Consider the following 24,004-nt stretch of genomic DNA (forward strand, 5'->3'; position numbering starts at 1 on the left):
TTAAAATCAAGTAGTTATGATGATTTTAACTGCCTTGACCCTTCCTTGTCGCTTTAAAGTGATATCGTTGTTACTGCATAGTTTCTTGAAATCAGTGAATTTAGAGTATAGTTTATCTGAAACTTTAGGCATTCAGTTACCCGATCATCATGTTCATGATGAGCATAATAACCTTGTTAACAGGAAAAATATATGTTAGAGCAGAATTCATCTAAAAGTAATCGCGTTAATCTTACTGTCCCTTTTTCACTGATTGAGAAGGTTGATGCGCATATCGGAAAAAAACTCGAAGATGGCGAGTCGCGAGAGACAGCTAACCGATCGGCATTTATCATGGAAATGTTTAAGCTGGGCCTCCGTGTTTATGAAAACAAAATAAACAAAGATGCCTCTGAAAAGACTCTTGACCAGAAGCTGGAGTTTATCGCTAAAAATGTGCTCGTCAGTGGCTTTATCACTGACGCTATCTTTGGCATTCAGAAAGAAACAGTCGAGCCCGGAAAGGTCATAAAAAATGAAATGGTTCTGGACCCGGAATGGGTGAAGGCAGTCAATGAACGTGTTGCAGGAAAATTGCAGGAATACTTTAAATAATTAGTCTGGGCCTGATGCGTAGTTCTGATGCATCAGGCGAACCAGCTTATCATTCTTCCTTACTCTCTGAGTCAGCTTCCTTCTTCCGCAATGCTTCAAGTTCTCTTTTCTGTGCTTCACGGATATAGCGCCGCAGCGTAAGCGCGTTAATTCCATACTGAGTATAAACCTGCTTACGGGTAATTCCGTCCCGCAGAACAGCATTAACAGCCTGATCGCGGTCGCGTTTAGATAACACGTTGCGATTATCGTATTTGACGCGTTTTTCCTGAATATCGGGTGAGCCTTTCTTTTCCCGCCACGCATCCTTTACGGTTGATATAGTTACGCCGAGAATATCTGCCGTCTGTTGCAGTGTTTTTCCCTGAACGCGCAGGCGAACCGCATGTTCTTTTAATTCTTCCGGAACAGGTCTGTAGTCGTCGCTTGTGCCAACGTACTTTATCAGCGTTTCCGTTGTGATGTTGTACTCGGCAAGAATATGCTTCCTGAGCATGCCATCGCTTAATTTCCTCTTTATCGTCTTAATGTCATCAGGCGTCAGTTTTCTCTCTTTTTCTCGGGGATTAATCTTTGCGCCATCCCGCTCGGCTATTTTTCTGACAGCATTGTAGATAACCGCACGCGATACGCCGCAGGCTTTCTCAATCTCTTCCAGCGTCATCTTCGGTTCTGCGTGATACATGCCTGAAATCAGCTCCCACTGCTTCCAGCGGTAATCCATTGCAGAGCTTCCCTTGCGCTTTTTAATCAGCTTATAGACGTATGATTCAGAACACCCCTGTTCTTCACATATATCTTTAACACGCCAGCCGAGCATGACCCGCTCCATTATTCTCTCTGCAGCGGGTCCGTCTTTTATTGCGGCAGGCTTTTTCGATGCGCTTTCTTTCTTTGGCGTGGGCGTGGGTTTTAAGCCGGGCGACGCAGGCTTATTTTCAGAATCGATTAAATGACCCGGGTCAGTGAATATTGCCTTATCAAGCCTGTTCTTTAATTTACGGGCCTGCCACAGGTTTACGCATGGGCGCGGAAGGGGAGACAGGAAATCTGCATTAATCATTATCCAGGCGGCGGGGTCAGGCACGTCTGAATAATTCCTTATCTGTGCAAGCGAGCGTTCAGCGGCCGCACGCAGCTGTCGTGCCGGGACGCGATTTTTAATAAATGCCAGTAAAGGAATGGTGACCAGCTGGCAGGCATAAAAGCGGGTTTCTCTGAGGATGATCTCAAACCAGCCCGGGTCACGCATGTAATGCAGAAGGGCATTATTCAGTAGCTCAGTTAAGGCTGCCTCATGATTCGTCTTAAAAATTTCAGCCGCAAAGCCCGCCGGATCGGCGACAAGAACAACCAAATCGGCAGTTTCAGGCATGATTTCTCATTCTCATTCAATCAGTTAAGAACTTAAGTGAAATTTCTCACCATAACGATAAGTTAAATTGATCAATAAGATCAATAACTTAAATTGAAGTGTGCGATCCGGAAGCGTAAAAAAACGTCAGCCGGTTAAGAAACCGTAAGCATCTGTAGCAATTCCACAGATTTGTAAAGGAGGAGTAACCGGTAAGCCAGAAATTTGACTTAAGGCCATACAGGCAGCAACAAATGATAGTTCAACCAACTGACCATTATATCCCTAACTGAGGAAAAAACCTATGAAGGGCTCTCTCTCTTCGTCTTTAAACTACTGCCGCAAGGCAGGGGCGGTAGCGTGGAAGAAAATGAACAAGTCTGCACTGCTTTCAGCACTGGCGATCTTGGCTGTTTCTGTGATGCCAGCTCACGCCGTGGACTACTTCGCAGGGGCGAAAACTGATGTTACGGATACATTCGGCGGCAACTCAGCTGTGGTGTATATCCTGTATGTGATCGAGATTGCATTCATCGCGTTCACCTACATCAAAACCAAAAACCTCGCGCTGTTCGGCAGCATCGCCGCGCTGCTGGTTTTCGTGAACGTCGCCTTCAACGTGATTCCGGCTTAACGTCTGCTTATGGATAAACGTGACCGGTATACCTATGCGGCTACGTTTTCCGAGCAGAAGCGGTTCGTGGGGCTGCCACCTGATGAGTTCTGCCTGTATGTGCCACTGGCACTGCTGGCAGTTTTCCTCAACATGTGGATTTTTGGCCCCACGCTTTTAGCCGCCGTGGTTGGAATTCGTCACCTCAAGAAAGGCCGCGGTTCTCAGTATCTTCTCAACCTTGCGTACTGGTGCCTGCCCACCTCAGTGATGCGCTTCTTTATCAGCATCCTGCCTGACAGTTACAAACGGCACTGGGTCGCCTGACCCCCCTCCGGAGACAACATGGAATTAAAGCTGCGTTCGGCGGGAAACCGCAATATGGCCGTGGCTATTCTGGTGCTGCTCGTTATCACGATCCTTGCGCTTCTTCTCTGCTGGCGCATCTACGGTGATAACCGGGCGCTGATGAATCAGCTCCTTAATAACAAACAGACCATTATCGTTCCCTACGGCGCGGACACGCCGTTCAGCTTTACCGGTGAGCGCGGCGACGCCCGCTACCTGCGCCTGATGGCGCTGGCGTGGCTGAACCTGCGCCTCAACATCTCCGACAAAAACGCAGAGGCCAGCCACGAAATGCTGCTGGCGGGCGCCTGCGACGGCGCGGAGAAATCACTTAAAGGCGTGCTGGCTGACGAAGCCTCGCGCGTTAAAGGCAACAGCGGCGGGTCGGTGTTCTACCCCAGAGACGTCAGCGTCTGGCCGGACAAGGGCATCGTGGACGTGACCGGCGACCTGCAGCTGAGCTACGGGCTGCACGACGCCAGGCCGGTTAAGAAGCACTACCGCCTGCGCACCGATACCCGTGCTAACCGTCTCTGCTGGAGCGCTTTCCTGGAGGTTCCCGATGCGTAAATCCCTGCTAATCAGCGCCGTGGCGCTGCTGACGGCGTTTGGCGCCCGTGCTGAACAGCTGACGCTTAACCCTGGTGCCCGCGTCAACGCGGCGGTGAGCAATAACAACCCGAACTACCTGCGCGTGAACGATGATCGCATCCTCAGTGTGCAGGCGGCACAGGGCGTGCTGAGTGCCAAATCCCCGACGCCGGAAGGCGCGGTTGTGTTTTCTACCGTGACTGATAAGCCGTTTACCATGTTCGTGCAGACCGCGTCCGGCTTTGCCTTCTCGGTACAGGCGACGCCGGGCAAACGCGCCGGCCTGAGTCTGACGGTAGACAACCGTGAGGTGAAGGGGACGGAGGAGGCGCGGGAGTACGAGCAGAAGCAGGACACTTACAGTGCGCTTATCAGCGGCCTGGTGGGAAGGTTCATCACCAACCGCAAGCCGGCAGGCTACGTGCTGAGTAAAAACACCGACGTGCCGGTGAGCGAGTCGGTGAAAAGCGCGTTTGCACTGCGCCCGGTGACAGCCTGGCAGGGCGACCGGGTGCGCATCGTGCGTACCGACATTACCAGCCTCTCCTCGCAGCGCATCCGCCTGAGCGAGCGCTACTTCTGGAGTCCGGGCGTGATGGCTGTGGCGTTTCACCCGCAGCTCGACGTGCTGGAGCCGGGAGCAAAGGTCTCCGTCGTGACGGTGTTCCGCACGAAAGGAGGCCCGGATGAACCTTAACAGCCTGGTCCGCAGCAAACAGCGACGGCTGTTTGGCATTATCCTCGCCGCTGCTGCCATCATCATCGGCGGCCTGTACCTCGCGAACCGGGGCGCAGCCGGAAAGAGCGGGAGTCAGGAAAGCAAGCCTGACCGTGCCACCGCCGAGCCGGATCTGACCGGCGGGGGCGTGGTCAACGCCTTTGACGGTTCCGGGCAGGGCTCGCTGCTGGTCAGCGCGCAGAACCGCGATAAAGAGGCGCGCGAACAGCTCGCCTCCATGCAAAAAGACTTCAAATCACTGAAAGACCAGATGTCCGACGTGATGAACAACAACAAGTCGCTGCAGCAGAACGTCTCAGACCTGATGGATCAGCTGAAAAATCAGCAGAACCAGCAAAAGACACCTCCTGCCGGACCGCAGGCTCAGCCGGCCGCGCAGCAGGGCGCGGGCTACACGCCGCCGCGCACGGAATACTCCTTTGCGCCCGCGCCGGTGCAGACGGGGCAAATCGACAGCCAGATGTTTGACTACTCGCAGTTTGAGCCTAAAGCGAAAGACACCTCGTTCTGGGTCCCGACCGGCACGTTCTCTGACGCCATCGTGATCGAGGGGGCAGACGCCAACGCCTCGGTGCGCGGGGAGAACAACCTGGTGCCGATGCAGTTCAAGCTCAAGGGCAGGGCGCACATGCCGGGTAATAACAAAATGGGGCAGCTGGATAACTGCTTCGTGACGGCCGCAGCCTACGGCGACATCTCCAGCGAGCGTGCCATCGTTCAGCTGCAGCGCCTGTCCTGCATCATCGACGGTAAGCACGTCGATCAGGCAGTGAAAGGACATGTTGCCTTCTACGGCAAGAACGGCATCAAGGGCGTGCCGGTGATGCGCAACGGCAAAATCCTCGGGCTGGCCTTCACCGCAGGGGCGCTGGGCGGTCTCGGTCAGAGCGCCTCGCAGGTCGGCCAGACGGTCACCGGCATCGGCGCGACCAGCACAATCAGCGGCGGAGACGTGGCGCGCGGCGCCGTAGGCGGCGGCGTGGGCAAGGCGGCGGACAAGCTGGCCGACTACTACATCGAGCGGGCCGAGCAGTATCACCCGATCATCCCGATCGGCGCGGCGAACCGCGTAGAGGTGGTGTTTATCGAAGGCTTCCGCGCGAAGTTTATTGAGGATGAAGAGGCCGCGAAGCTCGCGAAAGAACAGCAGCGCTCGGGCGGGCAGCAGCAGGACACGCAGACGCGCGAGCAGGGCAACAGCGGCCTGCCGCCGGATCTGGTAGGCAAACTCGGTGACGCCACCCGCCTCAACATGAATGACTTTGTGACCCCGACCAGTGGCGGACAGGCGAGGGGTACAACCCCGCAGGGCGTGGCGCAATGACGGCCGAAAAGATCCGGCTTCGTCACGCAGAGCACTGCGGCTGGATGGTGTTTACCGAACGGACGGTGAGCTGCTTCGGGCGCGACGCCGACGCCCGCATTCCGGGGCTTCAGGCGCTGGGGTTTGGCGTGAAAAAACTCTACTGCAAGCCCGGGCGCATTCCCGACGACGGCTACGTCGCCCTGTTCGGGGAAACGCTGCGCCGCCTGCTGGAGGTTGCCCCCGGCGATGCCTTTGCCATGAGCATGCTGTCCCGGCTCGGGACCAGCGGAAAAAACGGCGATCTCTTTATCGACTTTACCGAAATCGACGCGCTGTCATCCGGTAGCGCTGGCGGAGAACACCATGAATAACCCGACAGATGTAAGCAATACACAGCCTGCTGATGACCAGGCTCCTGCTGGTCATCTTCTGATAACGGGCGAAGCCGGCGCGGGAAAAACTACGCTGGCCATGACCCTCATGAAAGGCCTTCTCAACCAACACGCAGACGGAGAGCACCATGACTAAAGCTCACTCTTTTATCATCAGCGCGCTGGCCGTGATGCTGAGCGGCTGCGCGGGCATGAACGGCGACTTTGAGTTCGACAAGCCCGCTAAGGACTCCGGGGTCTGGATGTCGCAGGCCGACGATATGTCGGCCGGCAGCAGCGGCAACGCGCCAGCGGCTACCGCGCCGAACGGCTTCACCGGCGCGGGCATTCGCCTGGACGACTACCGCCTGATTGATACCGGCACCATCCGCCTGGACCCGCAGACGGAGGCGCAGGCGGGGCGCAGCGGCCTCAACGACGGCATTCCGGTGCGCGTGGCGTCATCCGGCGGGGTCCGCCCGTTCACCCGCGAAAACGGCGTGCTGCGCACTGACGCTCGGCAGACCGCGTACTGCAGCGCGGCGCACTGCTTCCCGGAGCCGGCCGCCGCGTTCCGCCGCCCTGACGGCGTGGCGCGCATCTGGATTGCGCCGTACATCTCCCCCGACAACAACGTCCACATGGGCGAGGTCATCTACAGCGTATCCAGTCACGGCGACTGGAGCGGCATTCTGATGTGAGGTCTGCATGAAATTTCTGAAAGGCTTCCGCTTTGACCCGCTGAACGTGGTGGAGACGGTGGCGGGCATCCTGGGTGAGCGGGACACCACGAACGAGACGCGCCAGAAGCTGCAGGACATGGACTACCCGCACATCCGTGACCTGCTGCCCTACAAGGATTACGACTCCGAAAGCCAGATCTGGGTGAACAAAGAGTCGGTGGGCTTCGTGGTGGAATCGCAGCCGCTGATTGGCGCCAACGAGAAGCTGGCCGAGAGCCTGGAGTATCTGCTGCGCGACGTCGCCCCCCGCGATATTCCGCTGCAGGTGATGCTGGTTTCTTCCCGGGCGGTGAAAGAGCAGGTCGAGCAGGGGCTGAAAAACTTCGCCTGGAAGGGGCACCGGGCGGACGAGTGCAACGATGTGACCGCGCGCTTCTTCCTGAACGGCGCACGCTACACCTACAGCAACGGCCTTGACCATCCGCTGACCCTTCGCGACTACCGCCTGTTCTTTATCTGGGCCATGCCGGTGAAGCACCTGAGCGAAACCGACATGATCCGCGTGCGCGACGTGCGCCGCAACCTGCTGAACGCGCTTAACGCCGCCGACCTGTGGTCCTCAGCCATAGGCGTCAGCGAGTTCAGCAGCGTGCTGCGCGAGTTCTTTAACCACGATCCGGCGCGGCTTGAGCGCTACGACAGCGAGTACGATCCGGCGGCCGACCTCGGCACGCAGTTCGTGGACCGCACCACGTCCTGGCGGGTGAAGCCCTCGCATATCCGCATTGAGGGCAGCGACGCGAAGAACAAGCCGTTTGCCGCGCGCATGGTAAACCTGAACCTCGATCGCAATCCGCAGGAGCACTTTTTGTGGCAGAACGGCAACATCATTCAGGACCTGATGTCGCCGACCAACGGCATTCCCTGCCCGTTTATCTGCACGATGGTGCTGACCACCGAGGAGCAGATGAAAAGCCAGGGCGAGGCCAACAGCCGTTTTCTGTCGCTGGATTCGCGCGTGAACACCAGTTACGCCAAGTACATTCCGTCCACCACGCGTCAGCATGCCGAATGGAAAGACGCGCGCGCGCGGCTGCTGTCGAATCAGACGTCGCTCACGAGCTACTTCTACGGCATTACGCTGTTCTGCCCGGACGATGACGATCTGACGTCGCGCTATACCGAAAAGACGCGCAACGCCTTTGCCGCGCAGGGTCTGCGCTTCGTGCGCGCCGACTTTATGCAACTGCGCAACCTGCTGGCCACGCTGCCTTTTGCGATGGTGAATAAAAAGCTGCGTGACGACTGCCGCAAGACCGGCGGCATTCAGCGCTCGGAGTCGTTTCACGCGGTGAACCTGATGCCGGTCATCGGCGACAACAAGCTGTGCGCTTCGGGCATTCTTATCCCGAGCTACCGCAACCAGGTCGCATTTATCGACGTGTTTGACGAAAGCCTGCCGAATACCAACTTCAACTGGTTTATGTCCGGCACATCCGGCGCAGGCAAGTCGGTGCTGGCGAACTCCATTGCGCGATCGGTGCTGGACAAGGGCGGGACGGTCGCAGTGCAGGACATCGGGGACTCCTACAAGGCGGCCTGCAGCAGCCTCGGCGGCACCTACATTAACGGTGACTCGCTGCGCTTTAACCCGTTTGCGAACGTCACGGATATCACGCTGGCGGCCGAGCGCATCCGCGATCAGCTGTGCATTCTGGCGAGCCCTAACGGCCTGCTGGACGAGGTGCACGAGTCCATGATCCTGGAAGCCATCACCGAATCGTGGCCGACCTATCAGCAGGACATGCGTATTGACCACGTCATTGACTATCTGACGAAACGACAGGCCGCGATTACCCGCGAACACTCTTCACTGATTGGCGGGCGCATAGATGAAATCACGACGCTGCTCGGCAAGTACAGCACCAAAGGGATTTACGGCCGGTTCTTCAACTCATCCGAACCGACCCTGAAGCCAGACCTGCAGTTCGTGGTTACCGAGCTGGGCGACCTGCGTAAGCAGCAGGACCTGCTGTCGGCGGTGCTGTTCAGCATCATGATCTGGAACGAGAACATGATGTACACCACGCCGCGCAGCATGCGGAAGATGAACATCATCGACGAGGGCTGGAAGCTGCTCGGCGGGTCCAGCACCAAAATCAAGGATTTTATCGAGGAGGGCTACCGCACCGCCCGCCGTCACAACGGTTCATATGGCACGGTGACCCAGGCGATACGCGATAAAAACCTGTCTACGGCGGCCCTCGCGGCCTACGACAACAGCTCATTCAAGTTCACCTGCATGCAGGACGCCAAGTCGTTCACCACCTTCCAGAAGGAGGAGCCGCACGCGTTTAACGAGCTGGAGTGGGAGATGATCAGGAAGTTTCCGCCGGCGAAAAAGGCGCGCTACAGCTCGTTCCTGCTGAGCGTGGGGGAATTCTCCAGCTTCCACCGCCTCATTCTCGACCCTTTGAGCGACGGGCTGTTCTCCTCCAAAGGCGAGGACTTTACCTATCGCGAGAAGCGCCTGCGCGAGGGCGCGGACATCAAAGACATCCTGTTTGAAATGGCCGACAACGACGCACACAAGCGCGACATCATCCACATGCTGAAGGAGATGCAGATTTGAACCCCAAGTTCATAAAATACCTGATTATTTATCTGTTCATGGTAGGCGTTGGCATCCTGTTGGCCTACCTGGATTAATCGGGTGAAGAACCCATCCCTATCTATTCCCTGCAAAGGAGTCTGAAATGGACTTAAAACAGAGCGCGGCCTGTATCGCAGCATCCATGTTGCTCAGCGTGAGCGTATGCGCGGCCGCCTGGTTCCTCTGGCTGAAGCCGCCGGCGCTGGTCACCTTCGACATGAAGGGCACGACTAATGCGCTTATCCGACAGACTGCGAAGCTGGACCTGAACGATGATCAGCGTAAGGCGCTGCTGACCCGCTTTGACCGCAGCGTCACCACCGCAACGGCGGAATATGCCAGCGAGCACGGTGCGGCCATTCTGGTGAGCCCCGCCGTGGTCACTGGCCTGCCCGACGCTACGCCAGAGATTCAGGCACGCCTCGCCGAGCTGATGAAGGCCGGTAACCCGCCGCAGTAACCCTGTCCGATCACCCCAACGGGAGCCTCCCGATGACACACGCAACTTCGCTGGCGCGCCTGGCTGCCGGCGCGCTGCTCGCCACGCTCAGCCTGCAGGCGAGCGCGGCTGAGCTGGGCACATACGGCGATACCTGGGATATCCGCGAGCGCAACCTGATCGCGGTCCTGAAAGACAACCTGAAAGAGCACTTTGCTGGCCGGTCGCAGGCCGACATCGAGCGGGACATGCAGAAAAAGGCCGAGGACGAGGCGATGCGCCCGCCGCCGGTAGCGGGACTCACTACCGCGCGCGAAACGCACAGCCGCCTGTTTGATCCGTCGTTCACGGTGCAGCGCGACATTGCCGACCAGAACGGCGTGGTGTTTGCGCATAAAGGCCAGGTGGTGAACCCGTTTGACGTTATCCCGGTGTTTGACGAGACGCTTTACTTCATCGACGCCGACGACGACCGGCAGATTGCCTGGGTGAAGCAGCAGGTGCCGCACACGACGACCTCACGCGTCATCCTGGTCAACGGCAACGTGCGCGACAGCGCAGAGGCCCTCGGCAGCCGGGTCTACTTCGACCAGACCGGCAACATCACGAAAAAGTTCGGCATCACGCAGGTGCCTGCAGAGGTGAAGCAGGCGCCCGGAAAAAAACTTTTCCTTATTACTGAATTCGGTCTTCCCGACCGCTAACGGAGCCAGACATGAAAAAGCACATCCTCGCCGCCGCCCTGACGCTGAGCCTGACCGGGCACGCGATTGCCGCTGACGACGCCTTCAGCGATGCGCAGAAGGCGCAGATCGGCGAGATTGCAGCGGACTACCTGCGCGCGCACCCGGAAATCCTGATTGAGATGAGCCAGAAGCTGCAGGCGCAGTCGCAGGAGAAACAGATGGCCTCCGCCGCTGGCGCGGCGCTGAAGGAGCAGGACGGGCTGCTGAACGATCCGACCTCTCCGGTGCTGCACCCGAAGGGCGACGTCGCGGTCATCCAGTTCTTTGACTACCAGTGCATCTACTGCGCGAAGGTGGCTCCGACCGTGGAGCAGTTCATCAGCCAGAACCCGAGCGTGCGCTTCATCTATAAGGAGTGGCCGATTTTTGGCAGCCGCTGGCCCGCGTCGGTACAGGCGGCGAAAGTTGGCCTGTCAGTGTACAGCAAAGGCGGCGCAGAGGCGTATCACCGCTACCACGCCGCGCTCTACGCGACCGGCCACAACGAAGGAAAGCTGCTGGATGAAGACATCCGCCAGGCGGCGGTGAAGGCGGGCGTGACCACGACGCCGAAAGAAGAGGTCGAGGCGATGGGCGCGGCGCTGGAGAAAAACAATCAGCTGGCCCGCAGCCTCGGTATTCAGGGCACGCCCGCCTTCTTCGTCATGCCGGTGACGGGCGCAACCGCTGAGAACGTCAGCGTTATCCCGGGGGCGACTGACCTGCAGGCGCTGCAGGCGGCGGTGGAAAAAGCGCGCGGCGGCGTGAAGAAAGGAGGCTGATATGGCCTGGCGCACGGTTTTACTGGCGCTCGCAATGTGGGTCTGCCAGCCGGCGTTTGCCGCTGACAACGGCAAGACGTCCCTGACCTGCGAGGGGCGCTGGGTTAACCCCATCACCGACGTGTGCTGGGAGTGCCTGTTCCCGATGAGCATTGGCAGCGTGCAGGTTTCAGCCGGATCGCTGCCGGATACCGAAAACCCGTCATCGCCCATTCAGTTCTGCCCGGCGCCGCCGCCCATTTTTGAGCGCCCGGGCATCGCGATTGGCTTCTGGGAGCCGTTTGCGATGACTGACGTGACGCGCTCGCCCGGCTGCATGGTGAACATGGGCGGCTTCAACATCAACATCCCGAACACCGGCACCGGCACCGGCACCAAAACGGCGAATGAGCACCCGGGCACCTTCTATCACGTCCACTGGTACAAGTACCCGCTGATCTCCTGGCTCAACATTATTACCTCGGAGATGTGCATGCAGGGCGGGGAGTATGACATCGGCTACCTCTCGGAGCTGGACCCCACCTGGCAGAACGACAACCTGGCGTTGTTCCTGAACCCGGAGGTGATGCTGTTTGCGAACCCGGTGGCGCAGATGGCCTGCGCGGCGGACGCGGTGGCGGCGGGTGTGAGCAAACCGATTGATGCGCTGTTCTGGTGCGCGGGCTCGCACGGCTCGATGTACCCGTTCACGGGCAACATCGTGAACGAGTCGAGCGGGCTCAACAGCGGGGCGCTGCTCTCCGAGCGTATGGACTTCAAGCTGCACCGCGAGGGGCTCATCCTGGACACCGTGCCGCAGAACACCGCCGTCTGCTACGAGTATCCGTCCGCGATCATGCCGAAAAGCCGCTACCGCTATCAGATGGTGAACACCATCCCGGACGTGGCGTCCTGTCATCCCTTTGGGCGCAACGTGATGCTGTGGCAGACCGGTAAGGAAATGCCCACTACCAAAAAGAACTATGGCTATCTCATCTGGAAAAAGCGCAACTGCGTTGTGCTTTAAGCGAGGACACATGAGGAAAACACGCAACACGCTGCTGATTGCCGCCGGGCTGACGGCGGCGATGGCCGCGCAGGCGGAGGACGCGCCGCAGGGCACGCAGGTCGGCAGCACAGAAAACGAGACGGCCTATTTCCTGTCCGCGTCAGTGCCCGAAAAGGAGATGGCCATTCTGATGAAGGCGGCCGAAGCCCGGGACATTCCGGTCTACTTCCGGGGGCTGGTCGGCGACAGCATGGAGCAGACCGCGAAGTACATGATGTACATGGTCAGCACCTATAAGGTGCGCGGCGTGCAGATAGATCCGGTGCGCTTTGAGCGCTACGGCGTGAAGCAGGTGCCGGCGCTGGTGAAGAAGTGCGGCGACCAGTTCGACATCGTGTACGGCAACGTCGCGCTGAATCAGGCGCTGAGCATGATCGAGACGCGCGGCGACTGCCGCAAAAAGCCCTGACCGACCCCGCTGCCCGCTGCGGCGGGCTTTCTTAACCCTTTCCGGAAACTCTTATGAAAAAAGCCACTCGCTCCCTGCTGCAGGGGCTGCTGCTGACCTGCCTGTCGGCCAGCGTTCTGGCGGCGTCGATGGACGCTTCCAACCAGGAAGGCATTAACGCCGGCAAATCCGCAGACGGCACGACCAGCGCCGATCCGAACGGTTACTTCGACAACTACAGCTCAGACGCGCCGCAGCGCGGCTACTACAGCGGCCCGACCCAGACGTCATCAAACATTGACGTGAAGGGACAGACGGAGCTGAGCGAGTCCGACCTCGGGCAGACCGCGCGCGAGTCCTACGTAAACAATCCGGCGGACAAGCTCAGCTATGACTCGGACATGATGAAGTACAGCGACGAAATCCGGGAAAACGCCAACGCCATAACCGGCGTGAACGGCAGCCAGTGCGTGGCGCAGGAGCTGAACAAAACCACGTACACCACCCACAGCTGTGAAATGGCGACCCCGCTTACGCAGTCGTGCACGCGTAAGGCCACCATCGTGACGACCGGATCGTATGAGGAATACAGCACGCAGCTGGTTCTTAATGCAGGCAGCTCGACGGGCGTACCGGTCGATAACTACTGGATACGTTACGACTTCACTATTCCTGAAGACGGCACCATCAGCAGCGGCGTCTGGGCATATGAATACCCGCGAGCGCCCTCGTACCACGGGGAGTCGGGAAATCGCCTCTGGTATTACATTCAGGCTTTTGGCACGACGGTTAAGGCCAAGCCAAACCGGAACGGGGACTTCAGCATCGCAACGCAGAAAGTGAGCAAAGGGCAGACGGTGTCTCTGTTTGTGCTGTACGACACTGACGGCAACAAAGGCAGCGGGCGGGACGGGCTGATCAGAACGATTGCTAACGGCACCAACGTGTTTCGCGTGACTTTGCCGATGCAGGCAGTACGCGACACGGTCACAGCGGGCATCGAATGGACCAACAGCTGCCCGGCCGACATGGGCGACGCGGTGAAGATGAGCGAGGTCTGCAGCGACCCGGGCGGCACCCGCTCAGTGACGGTCGGCGGCAAGGCCTACAGCCTCTACAGCGACTGCTGGGGCTACACCACGCAGTGGAACGTGTTCGAAGACGATACCAACACCTGTCAGGCGTACATCGACGATCCGAACTGCAGCGAAGGCACCCGCACCTGCACCCAGAAAATCGGCAACCTCTGCGTCTACAGCAAGCTGACCTACCAGTGTGCGCACACCGTGAAAAGCACCGGCTACGTCTGCGGCTCGGAGTTCTACTGCTCGGACGGCAGCTGCTCGGCGATGCAGGCGGGCCAGAACCAGAACTTTGAAATGGCGGTATCGCAGCTGGCCGCGCTCGCGGCCGCGGGCAAGGACTTCGCGGGTATGGACCCGAACCAGGTGACGGCGTTTACGGGCAAGGCGATGGCCTGCCGCAAAAGCGCGGCGGGCTTCAGCAACTGCTGCAAAAGCGGCGGCTGGGGGCAGAGCGCGGGGCTCGCGCACTGCAACACCGAGGAGAAGGAGATCGGCACCGGGAAGGAGAAAAAGCTGGTCGTGAAGGTCGGCTCCTACTGCTCGAAAAAGGTGCTCGGGGTCTGCCTGCAGCAGAAAGAGGGCTACTGCGTATTTGACAGCAAGCTTGCCCGCATCGTGCAGGAGCAGGGGCGCCGCGACCAGCTGGGCATCAGCTTCGGCTCGGGTGAAAGCCCGGACTGCAGGGGAATAAAGGTTGCCGAGCTGCAGGGCATTAAGTTCGATCGCATCGACTTCAGCGACTTCTACGACGACCTCAACAGCAACATCAAACTGCCCGACCAGGACGCGCTGAACCAGCGCATCACCTCCGACATCCAGAACAGCCTCAAATCAGGAGATTAAGCGTGAGAAAACTCATCAGCCTCGCGCTGCTGCTGGCGGTATCGCCGCTGCACGCGGCAGAGGAAAAAAAGCCGGACGGCTACAACTATGATCCGGCGGTCGGCTGGTACTGGTACAACGAGCCGGTAAAAAAGGACGAAGAAGAGCAGCCGGCGCCGCCGCACGCTGCGCCGCAGGAAACACCCACGCAGAAGATGAAGCGCCTGCAGGCGTTTCGCGACAACTTGATGAACGAGGCGATGCTGCACCCCTCCACCGAGAACATCCGGCGCTACAAAATCGTGCAGGACTGGATGGTCAATCAGGCCAGCATGTTCGCCTCGCGCTGGGAGAAGGTGCTGCTGGACAACCCGGAGCTGGACTACAGCCTGAAGCACCCGTTCTACAACGGCACCGCCAACATCCAGTACACCGAGCAGCGCCAGAAGCAGCAGGCGGCGATCCGCTACGTCAACCAGCGCTATGGCGTGTTCTTCTTCTATCGCGGAAACGAGCCGCTGGATAACCGGCTCGGCGGCGTGGTGAAAGAGTTCAGCGAGCAGTACGGCCTGACCGTGATCCCCGTGACCGTGGACGGACGGGCCAGCCCGGATCTGCCGGACACCCGGCAGAACGCCGGTCAGGCGGAAAAGATGAAGATAGAACACTTCCCGGCCATCTACCTGGTGGAGCCGCGCACGAAGAAATACCAACCGCTGGCCTACGGGTTCATCACCCAGGACGACCTGGCGCGCCGCATGCTCAACATCGTTACCGACTTCCAGCCCGAGGATTAACCCATGATTGCAAAACTTTTTGCCGTACTGCTGATGCTCACGCCGGTGCTGGCCACGGCCAGCACGATTGACGACATTGCCCGCCTGGAGCAGGCGAAAGAGGGGGCAGACGCGTCCGCGTCCGCACAGCCGGATAGCCAGCCAGAGAAAAGCGCCACCTCAGATACGCCCGCTGCACGACCGCAGACGTCGGTGGCAAAGCCGGTCTGGTATCACCTGAGCGACGGTCGCCGCGTGGACGTGGGCCACTGGCAGATCGTGCACTTTGTCCGCTCCGACTGCCCGTACTGCCACCGCTTCAACCCGACCCTGAAGTCGGTGTCCGGGCAGACCGGCATCGGGGTGTTTGTCTATAGCTTCGACGGCAAGGGTGACGCGGTGTTCCCGAAGGTTATGCCCGTGAACAACGGCATCCTGAAGGACTTCTTCGCAGAGCTGCCGCAGGCGACGCCCACTGACTTTATTATCAACACGCAGTCGCTGGTGACGATCCCGCTGTCGCAGGGGGAAATGAGTGAGGAGGCGCTGAAGCAGCGTCTGGACGAGTCTTTTGCACTGGCCGTGCGGCTGGGGGTGCTGTGATGAGTAAGTTTGTGCTGAATGCCGGCATTGCGGCCGGCCTGCTGTTCTCCGCTGCCGCGAACGCGGACGTGCAGAACGACATCAACAAGTTCTTTAACGACATGGGCGGCGGCGGCGGTAACTACACCCAGGCGGCCGCGTGGCAGGGACAGTCGGCGGGCTACCTGACCGGCGGTAACCTCTTTATCCGCACGCCGGTGCGCAACATCCAGCTGATTTCGGTGACGCTCCCGGACATTAAGTCGGGCTGCGGCGGCATCGACGCCTATCTGGGCTCGTTCAGCTTCATCAACAGCGACAGCATCAAAATCATGGGCAAGCAGATCCTGAGCAACGCCGCCGGTTACGCCTTCGACCTCGGGCTCGAAACCATCTGTCCGCAGTGTAAAGCCGTGAAGGACTACCTGCAGAAGCTCGCGGCGGACACCAATAATATGAACATCTCCACCTGCCAGGCCGCGCAGTCTATCGTCGGTGGCCTGTGGCCAAAAACCCAGGCGGCCAGCTCGCAAATCTGTCAGGACCTCGGCACCAAGCACGACGTGTTCTCTGACTGGGCGGCATCCCGTCAGGGCTGCGGCGTGGGCGGGGAGACGAACAGCGTATTCGACAAGGCGACCGAGGAAGAGAAAAAGCGCATCCCGCGCAACCGTAACCTGACGTGGGACACGTTCACGAAGCTCAACCAGTTCTTCAGCAACGATCGCGCGCTGAAGGAGTTCATCATGTCGATGGTCGGCACGGTGATTTATGACGCGAACGGCAACCCGACATTCCTGCAGCCGCGCGGGGGCAGCGAGTCGATGTTCAACACGCTTCTGAACGGCGGGACCGAGAAAATCTACCGCTGTAACGACAACACCACCTGCCTGTCGCCCACAATCGCGGAACTCACGCTCTCGGAAGATGAAGGCATGACCGGCCGGGTACGGGACATGCTCAACGACATCTTCGACAAAAGCCGCACCGACACAGCGCTTAACGATAACGAAAAGGCGCTTATCAGCAGCACTCGCGTGCGCATCCTGCGTTACACCATCGACTCCGCGTCGGTGGGCATGGATCAGAGCGTGGTCAGCAGCCTGGCGGAGTACATCGCAGCCGATATGGTGATGTCCTACATCAACGGCCTGATCGACGTAGCCGCGAGCGGGGCAGCAGGCACGCTCGATACCGAAGAAGAGAACAAGCACTTTCGCGAGAACCTGCGTCAGGTGCGCAACGAGCTGAGCCAGCGCGTCGCGCGCATTCAGGTGCAGCAGAACGGGCTGGCGGAGTATGACCGCAGCCTGTCTGAAACGCGGCAGCAGCTCTCGTCATCCGTTTCCGACAGCGTGCTGTCTAACTATCAGTTCGGGGGGTAAGCATGGCGCTTGATATATGGGTGGTCAGCTCCGGCGGCATGATCACGATGGGCCTAAATGCGGTTGCGGCCGTGATGGAGAACGGCGGCTGGAAAAGCACCGTGTGGGTGGCGGAGATGCTGGGCATCGCCTTCTGCGTGATGACTTACCTGCGCACGCACAACATGACGGCCATGTTCGGGTGGGGGCTGACGTTCGTGCTGGTCACCGCCCTGCTGCTGACGCCAAAAGTCACGGTGGTGGTTAATGACCTGACTGCCCCGGACACCATCGGGCGGGTGGATAACGTGCCGGCGGGACTTGCCCTGCCACTGTATCTGGTCACCGGCGTCGGATACACAATAACGACCACCTACGAAGACTTCTTCCACTTCCCGGACGAGCGTGCCTACACCAAAACCGGCATGCTGTTTGCGAGCAGGCTGATGCAGGACAGCTTCACCATTCAGAGCCGTGACCCGGTGCTGACATATAACATGGGAGAGTTCGCAAAGAACTGCGTGGTGCCGGACATCATGCTGAACCACAAGTACAGCATGCAGGACGTGATGGAGTCAGAAGACGTGCAGGCGCAGATTTTCAGTAACCCGAGTCCGCTGCGCGCCATCTACTGGCGCGACGCTAACGGCACGACGTTCATGGTCTGCCGGGACGCGGCGCCACGACTGAAAACCCTGCTGACGGCAGAGGCTAACAATACAGGCAGCACGTTCATGGCCCACGCGGTCCGCATGCTGCCGGGCAACAACGCGCCGCAGACGGTATACGCCGAGCAGCTGGCAGGGTCCTATGAATACTTCCTTGGCAGCAGCAAGTCGGCGCAGGCGATCATGATGCAGAACATCGCCGTCGCGGGCCTGCGTCGCGGGCTGAACAGCTACGTGAAGGGTATGGGCGACACCGCCTCGATGGTGGACATCGCGTCCGAGCAGTCTCTGATGAAGCTGCGCCTGTCGCACGCGGTCAGCTACACCATTGCGACGGAGGTGCTGCCACAGCTGCACACGGTGCTGCTGCTGTTCTGCATCTGCATCTTCCCGGTGATGGTGCTGGCGCTCTACGTGCGGGAAATTGCCTGGTCCGTCATCAAGAGCTATCTGAACTTTATGGGCAGCCTGATGCTGTGGCCGGTGATGTTCGCCATTTTTAACTTTGCGGTGAACTACAGTACGCAGAGCAGCTTCCACGCCACGGGGCCGACGCTCTCCAACATGAACCGCCTGATGGAAACCAGTACCACCACGGCGGGCATTGCCGGCTGGCTGATGCTGTCCATTCCTTTCCTGGCGTTCCGGCTTTTCACCGGGCTGGGCCAGAGTTTTGCCAGCCTCAGCTCCAGCCTGGGCAGCGCGCTCAGCAGCGCGTCTGCAGCAGACTCCGGCGCGGTGGCGTCGGGTAACATGAGCGTGGGTAACGTGCAGATGGATAATATCAACGGGCACAAAACGGACCTGAACCGCGCATATCGTGAGGGGATGACCACAATGCAGCTGGGTAACGGCGCTATGCGTACCATGACGCAGGACGGACAGACGGTGTATGACGCGTCCGGCGCAACCAGCCGCCTGCCGGTCGATCTGCATCTTGACCGCAATCTGGCGAGCGCGGCGCAGCGATCGGTGCGCGACAGCATGGCGCAGACCGAAATGGCGGCGCAGGGCTACAACCATTCTGTGCAGGAAACCGGCTCGCAGCTCAAGCAGTTCCATGAGCAGTTTGGCAACAGCGATTCGAAAACCCTGTCCGCTTCAACCGGCATGAGCATCACCGATGCCGAGCGCGTGAACAAAATGCAGAACGTGGCGCAGGATTATGCGACCCGCAATCACATCAGCCTGAATGAGGCGTACTCGGAGCTTGAAGATAAATCCCGGAGCGCATCAGTAAATACTGGAGCACGAACACAGGCGGGTATTGATTCAAGTAAATCACTCTGGGGCAAAGCAGGAGAGTGGGTTACAGGTGCTTCGGTCAAAGGGGATGTTCATGGCGGTACAGAATTGACAGGGAGAACTGGTTCAACATCTCAGACTTCTGAGGGCGGACAAAGTGGAAATGATAATTCGCAAACTATCTCCGCTCGCGAGTCGCAGGACTTCAGCCAGGGTATGGATGTGCTGCGTAATTACAGCACGACCTACAATGGACAGCACGTTGATAACAATGCGACCGGCCTGATGAACCAGATCTCTTCTGGCATCACCACCTCTGACAGCAAATATGCGCAGTACACGGCCAGTCAGTCGCATACGCATGAATTGCAGAAAATGGCCTCTGAGACTGAAACGCTCAGCGCAGGCGCACGTGACAACTACACGCAGCAGTTTGTGGAGTGGGCTCAGAAGCGTTCTCCGGGGAATGCCGAAACTATCCTTACTAACACGTCCGATGAAGGCATTCAGAAGCAGCGCGACGGTCTGGTGCAGGAGTTCTTTGCAGAGAAGTTGCAGGGCCGCATTGACGGAGACTATGCGCGCAACTCAGGAAGCACGGGTGAAGGTATGGGCGCACCGGCGAATAGAGCAGGCGCTCAGTTCGGAGGAGCATACGATAGTGCAAATCAGAACATTGATGCAGGTGTAGCCAGAAATAACATACGCACTGGCGTTATCAATGATGTTGAGGAACAGCAGGCTGTAGTTAACAATAAAGCCATCGACGCAAATGCTACTATTGAAAAAGCTAAAGGTGAAACAGATAGCGGTATAGCGTCACGTATGGGAGAGTATACGTCGAGCGCGAATAACTTTGCGGATGATAAGCGGGCTGCTGATAAGCAACAAGACGACTTATTAGTGAACCCTTTTAAGAATCACACCCATAAAGATTACAAAGGGGATGGTAAGGAGTAGTTAATATGATGACATATGCACAAATTGAAAAGGACTCCAAGGAAATAATAGACTTCATAGGTTCGTCTGATAGAGAGGTGCCTAGTTTTTTTGGGATGTTCAGTAAGGTTAAATATCACTTCATTGCATATTGTGTTCTCGGTGTATTAAGTTATTTTTCGCTACCTCAACCAAAGAATGTTGGATTGTGGCTGTTTTTTGTAGCTTTCGGTATCTTCCACTGGCTTGTGATTTTTTCATTCACTGCATCATATGCAAGCCTGTTCAACATGATTAGATCTGACAAGTTAAAAAGTTTAGAGCTAACAAAATTAATATCAGGGAAAGTCAGAGCGTATGGGGTAGTTTGGTTCGTAGCCTTGGTTACATGCGGGCTTGCAGGAGTCCTTACTGAGTGGAGCATACTACCTCTTGTAATCGGTAACTTTGTTGCTACGTTGCTGATCTTCATTGTCTTCAATATGGATATATCACGCTATCAGGTTTCTTCCATTATTGGAGCTGTGAAATCTATAAGAAATAAAGCGTAAAACAACTTATCTAATAAAGTGTTCCCGCCTGATTAAATTCAGGCGGGAGCTTTTGCATCTCTCTCTTAATCTGAATATTTAGAGGAAAAAATGCTAATACACTTAACACCTTCTTTCTTTTTAAATTACTCCAATATCTCTGTTAACTTAATTGATGTCGAAATCCCGGAATTAGGTCTACACCTTCATGCTGAAAGAGATATTACCGTCCGATTCCCGTCACCTAATAAGCGTCTGCATTACGTCTGCCGTAAAAAAGGACGCAAAGCTATTCACGGTATTCTGCTGAATACGGACACTGACGTGACGGACATAACCGTGATAACCCGCTGGGCCGTTCAGGGTGAGGTGTCCGTGCACCGCGTGCATATGCACATTGTCGGCGATGACGATGCAGTAACGGACGTTATTCACTTGTGGAACGGCGTTTTCAACACCCCCTTCCGGGATAAAACCCCGGCTGAGGCCAGAAACTGGATACCGGCATCCTGTCAGCCCCGCCTGACCGTGAACGCTGGCGACAGGCCGTCCGCACGCGAACCGGCTATCTGGCGTCGTGCCGATCCGGCCGGGATTATCCGACAGCAGACCGAATACTATACTGCCGCTACCGTAGAGCCTGAAAGGCTGCTTTCGCCTATGCGTAGCAATAACCGGTTACCGGCACTGGAAGACGCGTTTGACTGCAAAGTACGGGAATATTCGGACACGCTGCGCGTCCTGTATCCCTTCCCGGGCGTAACCGTCTGCCCACTGACGGAGCATGAGGAGCTTATTGAAAACGACCTAAAAGAGATCGGAAAGCTCGATGCGTTTACTTCGATCATTCAGCCCGTTCTGCAGGAAGTTCGCACGGTGTGTCCGGTGTTTTTCACCAACACGACCAACCTGATGAACTACATCCGAAGGTTTTCCACGCGTTTTAGCGCGCTGAGTGACGCTGATCAGCGGTTTGTTGAAGACCAGATTAATCAGCCATTGTTTCAGGTTTCAGTCAGCTGAGACCGCCCGCCGCACAGCCTGACGCGCCCTGCGTCTGGCGGAGGAGGCGGAACATCACGTCAGCCCATCCGGGCACGTTCGCACCGTAAGTAAACCCCGCGCAGCTTTCTGTCTGGCTTTTGCCTGCCCGCAGCCCTGCGCGCCCGTCTCTGTTTCCACATAAAGGACTTTCAATGAGCCTCAACGCCCGCGACTTTACCCAGGGCGGCCAGGTGATGAAATACATGATCGGCATGTTTGTGCAGATCATGAATATCGCCTCCTACTGGGTTGTGCTGTTTTCTGCACTGGTATTTTTCAGCTGGATGCTGCTGCGCCTTACGCTGCAGGAGTTCATTCACGGTAGCGCCTACTGGCTGGTTAAGTGGTTTGTCATGCCGCTGTCGAAATTCTCCGGCGGTAATTCTAAAAGCGGCTGGACCTTTCATTTTGAGCGACCCAACGGCGAAGTGGTGGCGTTTAAACACACTGCTCAGCAGGTGATGAACGATCCGTACTTCGTGCAGATGGGCGAAAGCGTTAAAGACGCCGCATTTTACGGCTGGGGCATTGCCACATTCTGCTTTGTTGCCGCCATTCTCGGCATTACCTGGTTTCTCGGGAGTAAGGGCGCGAAGCAGCGCGAGAGTGAGCTCACCGGCGGCCGCATTCTGGCGACAAGCCCTGCAGTAGTGAACCGCCTGCTCAAAAAAGCCGACGTGATGTCCCCGCTCAGCATTTGCGGTCTGCACATCCTTAAAGACTCCGAAATGCAGAACTTCGGCTTCCACGGCACCGTCGGCTCGGGCAAAAGTACCGCGCTGAACGACCTGCTGCGCCAGCTTCGCGCGCGAGGCGACCGCGTCATTATCTACGACAAAGGGAATAACTTTATCCCAACCTTCTATAGGCAGGATAAGGACAAGATCCTTTGTCCTTTCGATAAACGCTGTCCGTTCTGGGATCTGTGGGAAGAGTGCCAAACGGTGGGCGATTTTGAGAACTTTTCTACCTCATTACTACCTGACAGCAGCGGCAGCAGCGATCCGTTCTGGGTGCTGTCAGCCCGTTCTATGTTTGTGGCTGCCTCCCGCCGGATGGGACGTGATAAAAACCGCAGCATCGGTGAGCTGTTGAAAAAGCTGATGTCCATCAGCCTGGCTGATCTGCGCCAGTATCTTGAGGGCACGGACGCGGCAAATCTGGTGGATGGCAGCATCGAGAAAACCGCGATGACCATCCGCACCATTCTGACCACCTACGTTCGCTCGCTGCGCTACCTGCAAGGGCTGGATGAGCAGGTCCGCCGCCCGTTCAGCATCCGCGACTGGCTGCACACCGAAGACGCGAGCGGCGATAATCCGTGGATTTTCATCTCCAGTGACGGCCAGAACCACAATGCACTGAAGCCACTGTTGAGCGCGTGGCTCTATATGACCATGTCCGGCATTCTGGGCCTGAAAGCCGATCGTAACCGCCGCATCTGGATTTTTCTGGATGAGCTGCCGTCCCTGCACAAGCTGCCCATTCTGCCGGAGTTCTGCGCCGAGGGCCGTAAGTTTGGTGGCTGTACCGTTGTCGGTCTGCAGAACTTCCCGCAGCTGGAAGAAACCTACGGCACCAACGCGGCCAAATCTATCTGGGACCTGCTGAACACCCGCGTCTTTTACCGTGCCCCCAGCGGCTCGATTGCGGACTGGGTACAGAAGGAAATCGGCGAACAGCGTCACAAGAAGTTCAAAGATCAGTACAGCTACGGCATCGACATCATCCGCGACGGCGTGCAGTTCTCCAAAGACGAGGTTAACGAGTTCCTGGTCAGCTATTCCGACGTGCAGAGCCTCAACGACCTCGAGTGCTACATCACCCTGCCGGGCGAGTGGCCGGTGGTGCGCATGAAGCTGCCCTGGAAACCCTACCGCGAAATTGCTGAAGGGCGTATTCCACGCGACGTCGAGGACGTGTTTGACCCGGACATCGAGGCAACGCTTGCGGGCGAAACCGCCGACAACAAGGCCAGCCAGATTGTCGGGCGGCTGTTCGGTGACGCAGCTGTAGCGGCTGCAAAACCTGAAGACGAACAGAGCGCGGGCAACACCGGAGCCGCTGCAGGTACGCAGAGCGCAACGGCTCCCGCTGAAAACGCTACGGCGTCGTCTCCAGCGGCTCAGGCGGCAGCTGCCGAAGCAGGCGGGCGCGTAGTGGCGCTGCCGCCTCCTGTAGCGGAAGCATCCCCATCCCCAGAAACCACAGTGCCTGCGCCGGCCGCACAGCAGGAGGCAGAGCAGCGCCTGCAGGTTATGGACGTGGTTAAACATAACGGCACGGATTTTGGTCTGGACCGTAACTGAGGTGAA

The 24,004-nt window shown here is 57.9% G+C and carries 24 protein-coding genes; 23 read left to right on the forward strand and 1 reads right to left on the reverse strand.

Annotated features, from left to right (window positions below):
• Window positions 1-192: 192 nt before the first annotated feature.
• Window positions 193-594 (forward strand): relaxosome protein TraM, encoded by a 402-nt coding sequence (locus HA46_RS10580; protein WP_084884161.1) that lies wholly within the window; start codon window positions 193-195, stop codon window positions 592-594.
• A 49-nt stretch (window positions 595-643) separates the two neighbouring features.
• On the opposite strand, the gene HA46_RS10585 is transcribed toward HA46_RS10580, so the two are convergent.
• Window positions 644-1,969 carry a hypothetical protein gene (locus HA46_RS10585; RefSeq protein WP_084884163.1) on the reverse strand — a complete coding sequence of 442 codons (1,326 nt, stop codon included), beginning with the start codon at window positions 1,967-1,969 and terminating at the stop codon, window positions 644-646.
• A gap of 283 nt (window positions 1,970-2,252) precedes the next feature.
• Between HA46_RS10585 and HA46_RS20825 the strand changes: the two genes are divergently transcribed.
• The 22 genes from HA46_RS20825 (at window position 2,253) to traD (ending at window position 23,998) form a co-directional block, all read left to right on the forward strand.
• On the forward strand, window positions 2,253-2,582 hold the full coding sequence (locus tag HA46_RS20825) for a type IV conjugative transfer system pilin TraA (RefSeq protein WP_143807624.1): 330 nt from the start codon (window positions 2,253-2,255) through the stop codon (window positions 2,580-2,582).
• A 9-nt stretch (window positions 2,583-2,591) separates the two neighbouring features.
• Window positions 2,592-2,888: a type IV conjugative transfer system protein TraL gene (gene traL / locus HA46_RS10595; RefSeq protein ID WP_039390120.1), complete on the forward strand. Its 297-nt coding sequence runs from the start codon at window positions 2,592-2,594 to the stop codon at window positions 2,886-2,888.
• Between the two features lie 18 nt (window positions 2,889-2,906).
• Complete coding sequence (locus HA46_RS10600) at window positions 2,907-3,479, forward strand: TraE/TraK family type IV conjugative transfer system protein (RefSeq protein WP_084884168.1); 573 nt, start codon at window positions 2,907-2,909, stop codon at window positions 3,477-3,479.
• Complete coding sequence (locus HA46_RS10605; protein ID WP_084884170.1) at window positions 3,472-4,197, forward strand: TraK domain-containing protein; 726 nt, start codon at window positions 3,472-3,474, stop codon at window positions 4,195-4,197. Before HA46_RS10600 ends, HA46_RS10605 begins: the two co-directional genes overlap by 8 nt.
• On the forward strand, window positions 4,187-5,563 hold the full coding sequence (locus HA46_RS10610) for a TrbI/VirB10 family protein (protein ID WP_084884172.1): 1,377 nt from the start codon (window positions 4,187-4,189) through the stop codon (window positions 5,561-5,563). The genes HA46_RS10605 and HA46_RS10610 overlap by 11 nt, the downstream gene beginning before the upstream one ends.
• Window positions 5,560-5,916 (forward strand): hypothetical protein, encoded by a 357-nt coding sequence (locus HA46_RS10615; protein WP_084884175.1) that lies wholly within the window; start codon window positions 5,560-5,562, stop codon window positions 5,914-5,916. The genes HA46_RS10610 and HA46_RS10615 overlap by 4 nt, the downstream gene beginning before the upstream one ends.
• On the forward strand, window positions 5,909-6,073 hold the full coding sequence (locus tag HA46_RS20830) for an ATP-binding protein (protein WP_143807625.1): 165 nt from the start codon (window positions 5,909-5,911) through the stop codon (window positions 6,071-6,073). The genes HA46_RS10615 and HA46_RS20830 overlap by 8 nt, the downstream gene beginning before the upstream one ends.
• Window positions 6,066-6,617: a type IV conjugative transfer system lipoprotein TraV gene (gene traV, locus HA46_RS10620; RefSeq protein WP_084884177.1), complete on the forward strand. Its 552-nt coding sequence runs from the start codon at window positions 6,066-6,068 to the stop codon at window positions 6,615-6,617. The genes HA46_RS20830 and traV overlap by 8 nt, the downstream gene beginning before the upstream one ends.
• A 7-nt stretch (window positions 6,618-6,624) precedes the next feature.
• A complete protein-coding gene (gene traC, locus HA46_RS10625) occupies window positions 6,625-9,231 on the forward strand; it encodes a type IV secretion system protein TraC (protein ID WP_084884179.1) in 2,607 nt (868 codons plus the stop codon).
• A gap of 124 nt (window positions 9,232-9,355) precedes the next feature.
• Window positions 9,356-9,712: a TrbI F-type domain-containing protein gene (locus HA46_RS10630; RefSeq protein ID WP_084884181.1), complete on the forward strand. Its 357-nt coding sequence runs from the start codon at window positions 9,356-9,358 to the stop codon at window positions 9,710-9,712.
• Between the two features lie 32 nt (window positions 9,713-9,744).
• A complete protein-coding gene (traW, locus tag HA46_RS10635; RefSeq protein ID WP_084884183.1) occupies window positions 9,745-10,395 on the forward strand; it encodes a type-F conjugative transfer system protein TraW in 651 nt (216 codons plus the stop codon).
• Between the two features lie 11 nt (window positions 10,396-10,406).
• Entirely contained in the window at window positions 10,407-11,198 is a 792-nt protein-coding gene (locus tag HA46_RS10640; RefSeq protein ID WP_048786630.1) for a DsbA family protein, read from the forward strand.
• Between the two features lies 1 nt (window position 11,199).
• Entirely contained in the window at window positions 11,200-12,204 is a 1,005-nt protein-coding gene (traU, locus tag HA46_RS10645) for a conjugal transfer pilus assembly protein TraU (RefSeq protein ID WP_048786627.1), read from the forward strand.
• 10 nt (window positions 12,205-12,214) lie between these two features.
• Complete coding sequence (gene trbC, locus HA46_RS10650) at window positions 12,215-12,655, forward strand: type-F conjugative transfer system pilin assembly protein TrbC (protein WP_239670439.1); 441 nt, start codon at window positions 12,215-12,217, stop codon at window positions 12,653-12,655.
• A gap of 53 nt (window positions 12,656-12,708) precedes the next feature.
• Window positions 12,709-14,562: a conjugal transfer protein TraN gene (locus tag HA46_RS10655; protein WP_084884185.1), complete on the forward strand. Its 1,854-nt coding sequence runs from the start codon at window positions 12,709-12,711 to the stop codon at window positions 14,560-14,562.
• 2 nt (window positions 14,563-14,564) lie between these two features.
• On the forward strand, window positions 14,565-15,338 hold the full coding sequence (gene traF / locus HA46_RS10660; RefSeq protein ID WP_233988947.1) for a type-F conjugative transfer system pilin assembly protein TraF: 774 nt from the start codon (window positions 14,565-14,567) through the stop codon (window positions 15,336-15,338).
• 3 nt (window positions 15,339-15,341) lie between these two features.
• Complete coding sequence (gene trbB / locus HA46_RS10665) at window positions 15,342-15,920, forward strand: type-F conjugative transfer system pilin assembly thiol-disulfide isomerase TrbB (RefSeq protein ID WP_084884187.1); 579 nt, start codon at window positions 15,342-15,344, stop codon at window positions 15,918-15,920.
• A complete protein-coding gene (locus HA46_RS10670) occupies window positions 15,920-17,284 on the forward strand; it encodes a conjugal transfer protein TraH (RefSeq protein WP_084884189.1) in 1,365 nt (454 codons plus the stop codon). Before trbB ends, HA46_RS10670 begins: the two co-directional genes overlap by 1 nt.
• A gap of 2 nt (window positions 17,285-17,286) precedes the next feature.
• Window positions 17,287-20,136 carry a conjugal transfer mating-pair stabilization protein TraG gene (traG, locus tag HA46_RS10675; protein ID WP_084884191.1) on the forward strand — a complete coding sequence of 950 codons (2,850 nt, stop codon included), beginning with the start codon at window positions 17,287-17,289 and terminating at the stop codon, window positions 20,134-20,136.
• 5 nt (window positions 20,137-20,141) lie between these two features.
• Window positions 20,142-20,666, forward strand: a complete 525-nt coding sequence (locus tag HA46_RS10680) for a hypothetical protein (RefSeq protein ID WP_084884194.1) — start codon at window positions 20,142-20,144, stop codon at window positions 20,664-20,666.
• A gap of 90 nt (window positions 20,667-20,756) precedes the next feature.
• Window positions 20,757-21,668, forward strand: coding sequence for a DUF6012 family protein (locus HA46_RS10685; protein WP_048786616.1), 912 nt, complete (start codon window positions 20,757-20,759; stop codon window positions 21,666-21,668).
• A gap of 173 nt (window positions 21,669-21,841) precedes the next feature.
• Entirely contained in the window at window positions 21,842-23,998 is a 2,157-nt protein-coding gene (gene traD, locus HA46_RS10690) for a type IV conjugative transfer system coupling protein TraD (RefSeq protein WP_084884196.1), read from the forward strand.
• Window positions 23,999-24,004 lie beyond the last annotated feature (6 nt).

The organism is Pantoea septica, assembly GCF_002095575.1.
In the GTDB taxonomy this organism is placed as follows: Bacteria; Pseudomonadota; Gammaproteobacteria; order Enterobacterales; family Enterobacteriaceae; genus Pantoea; species Pantoea septica.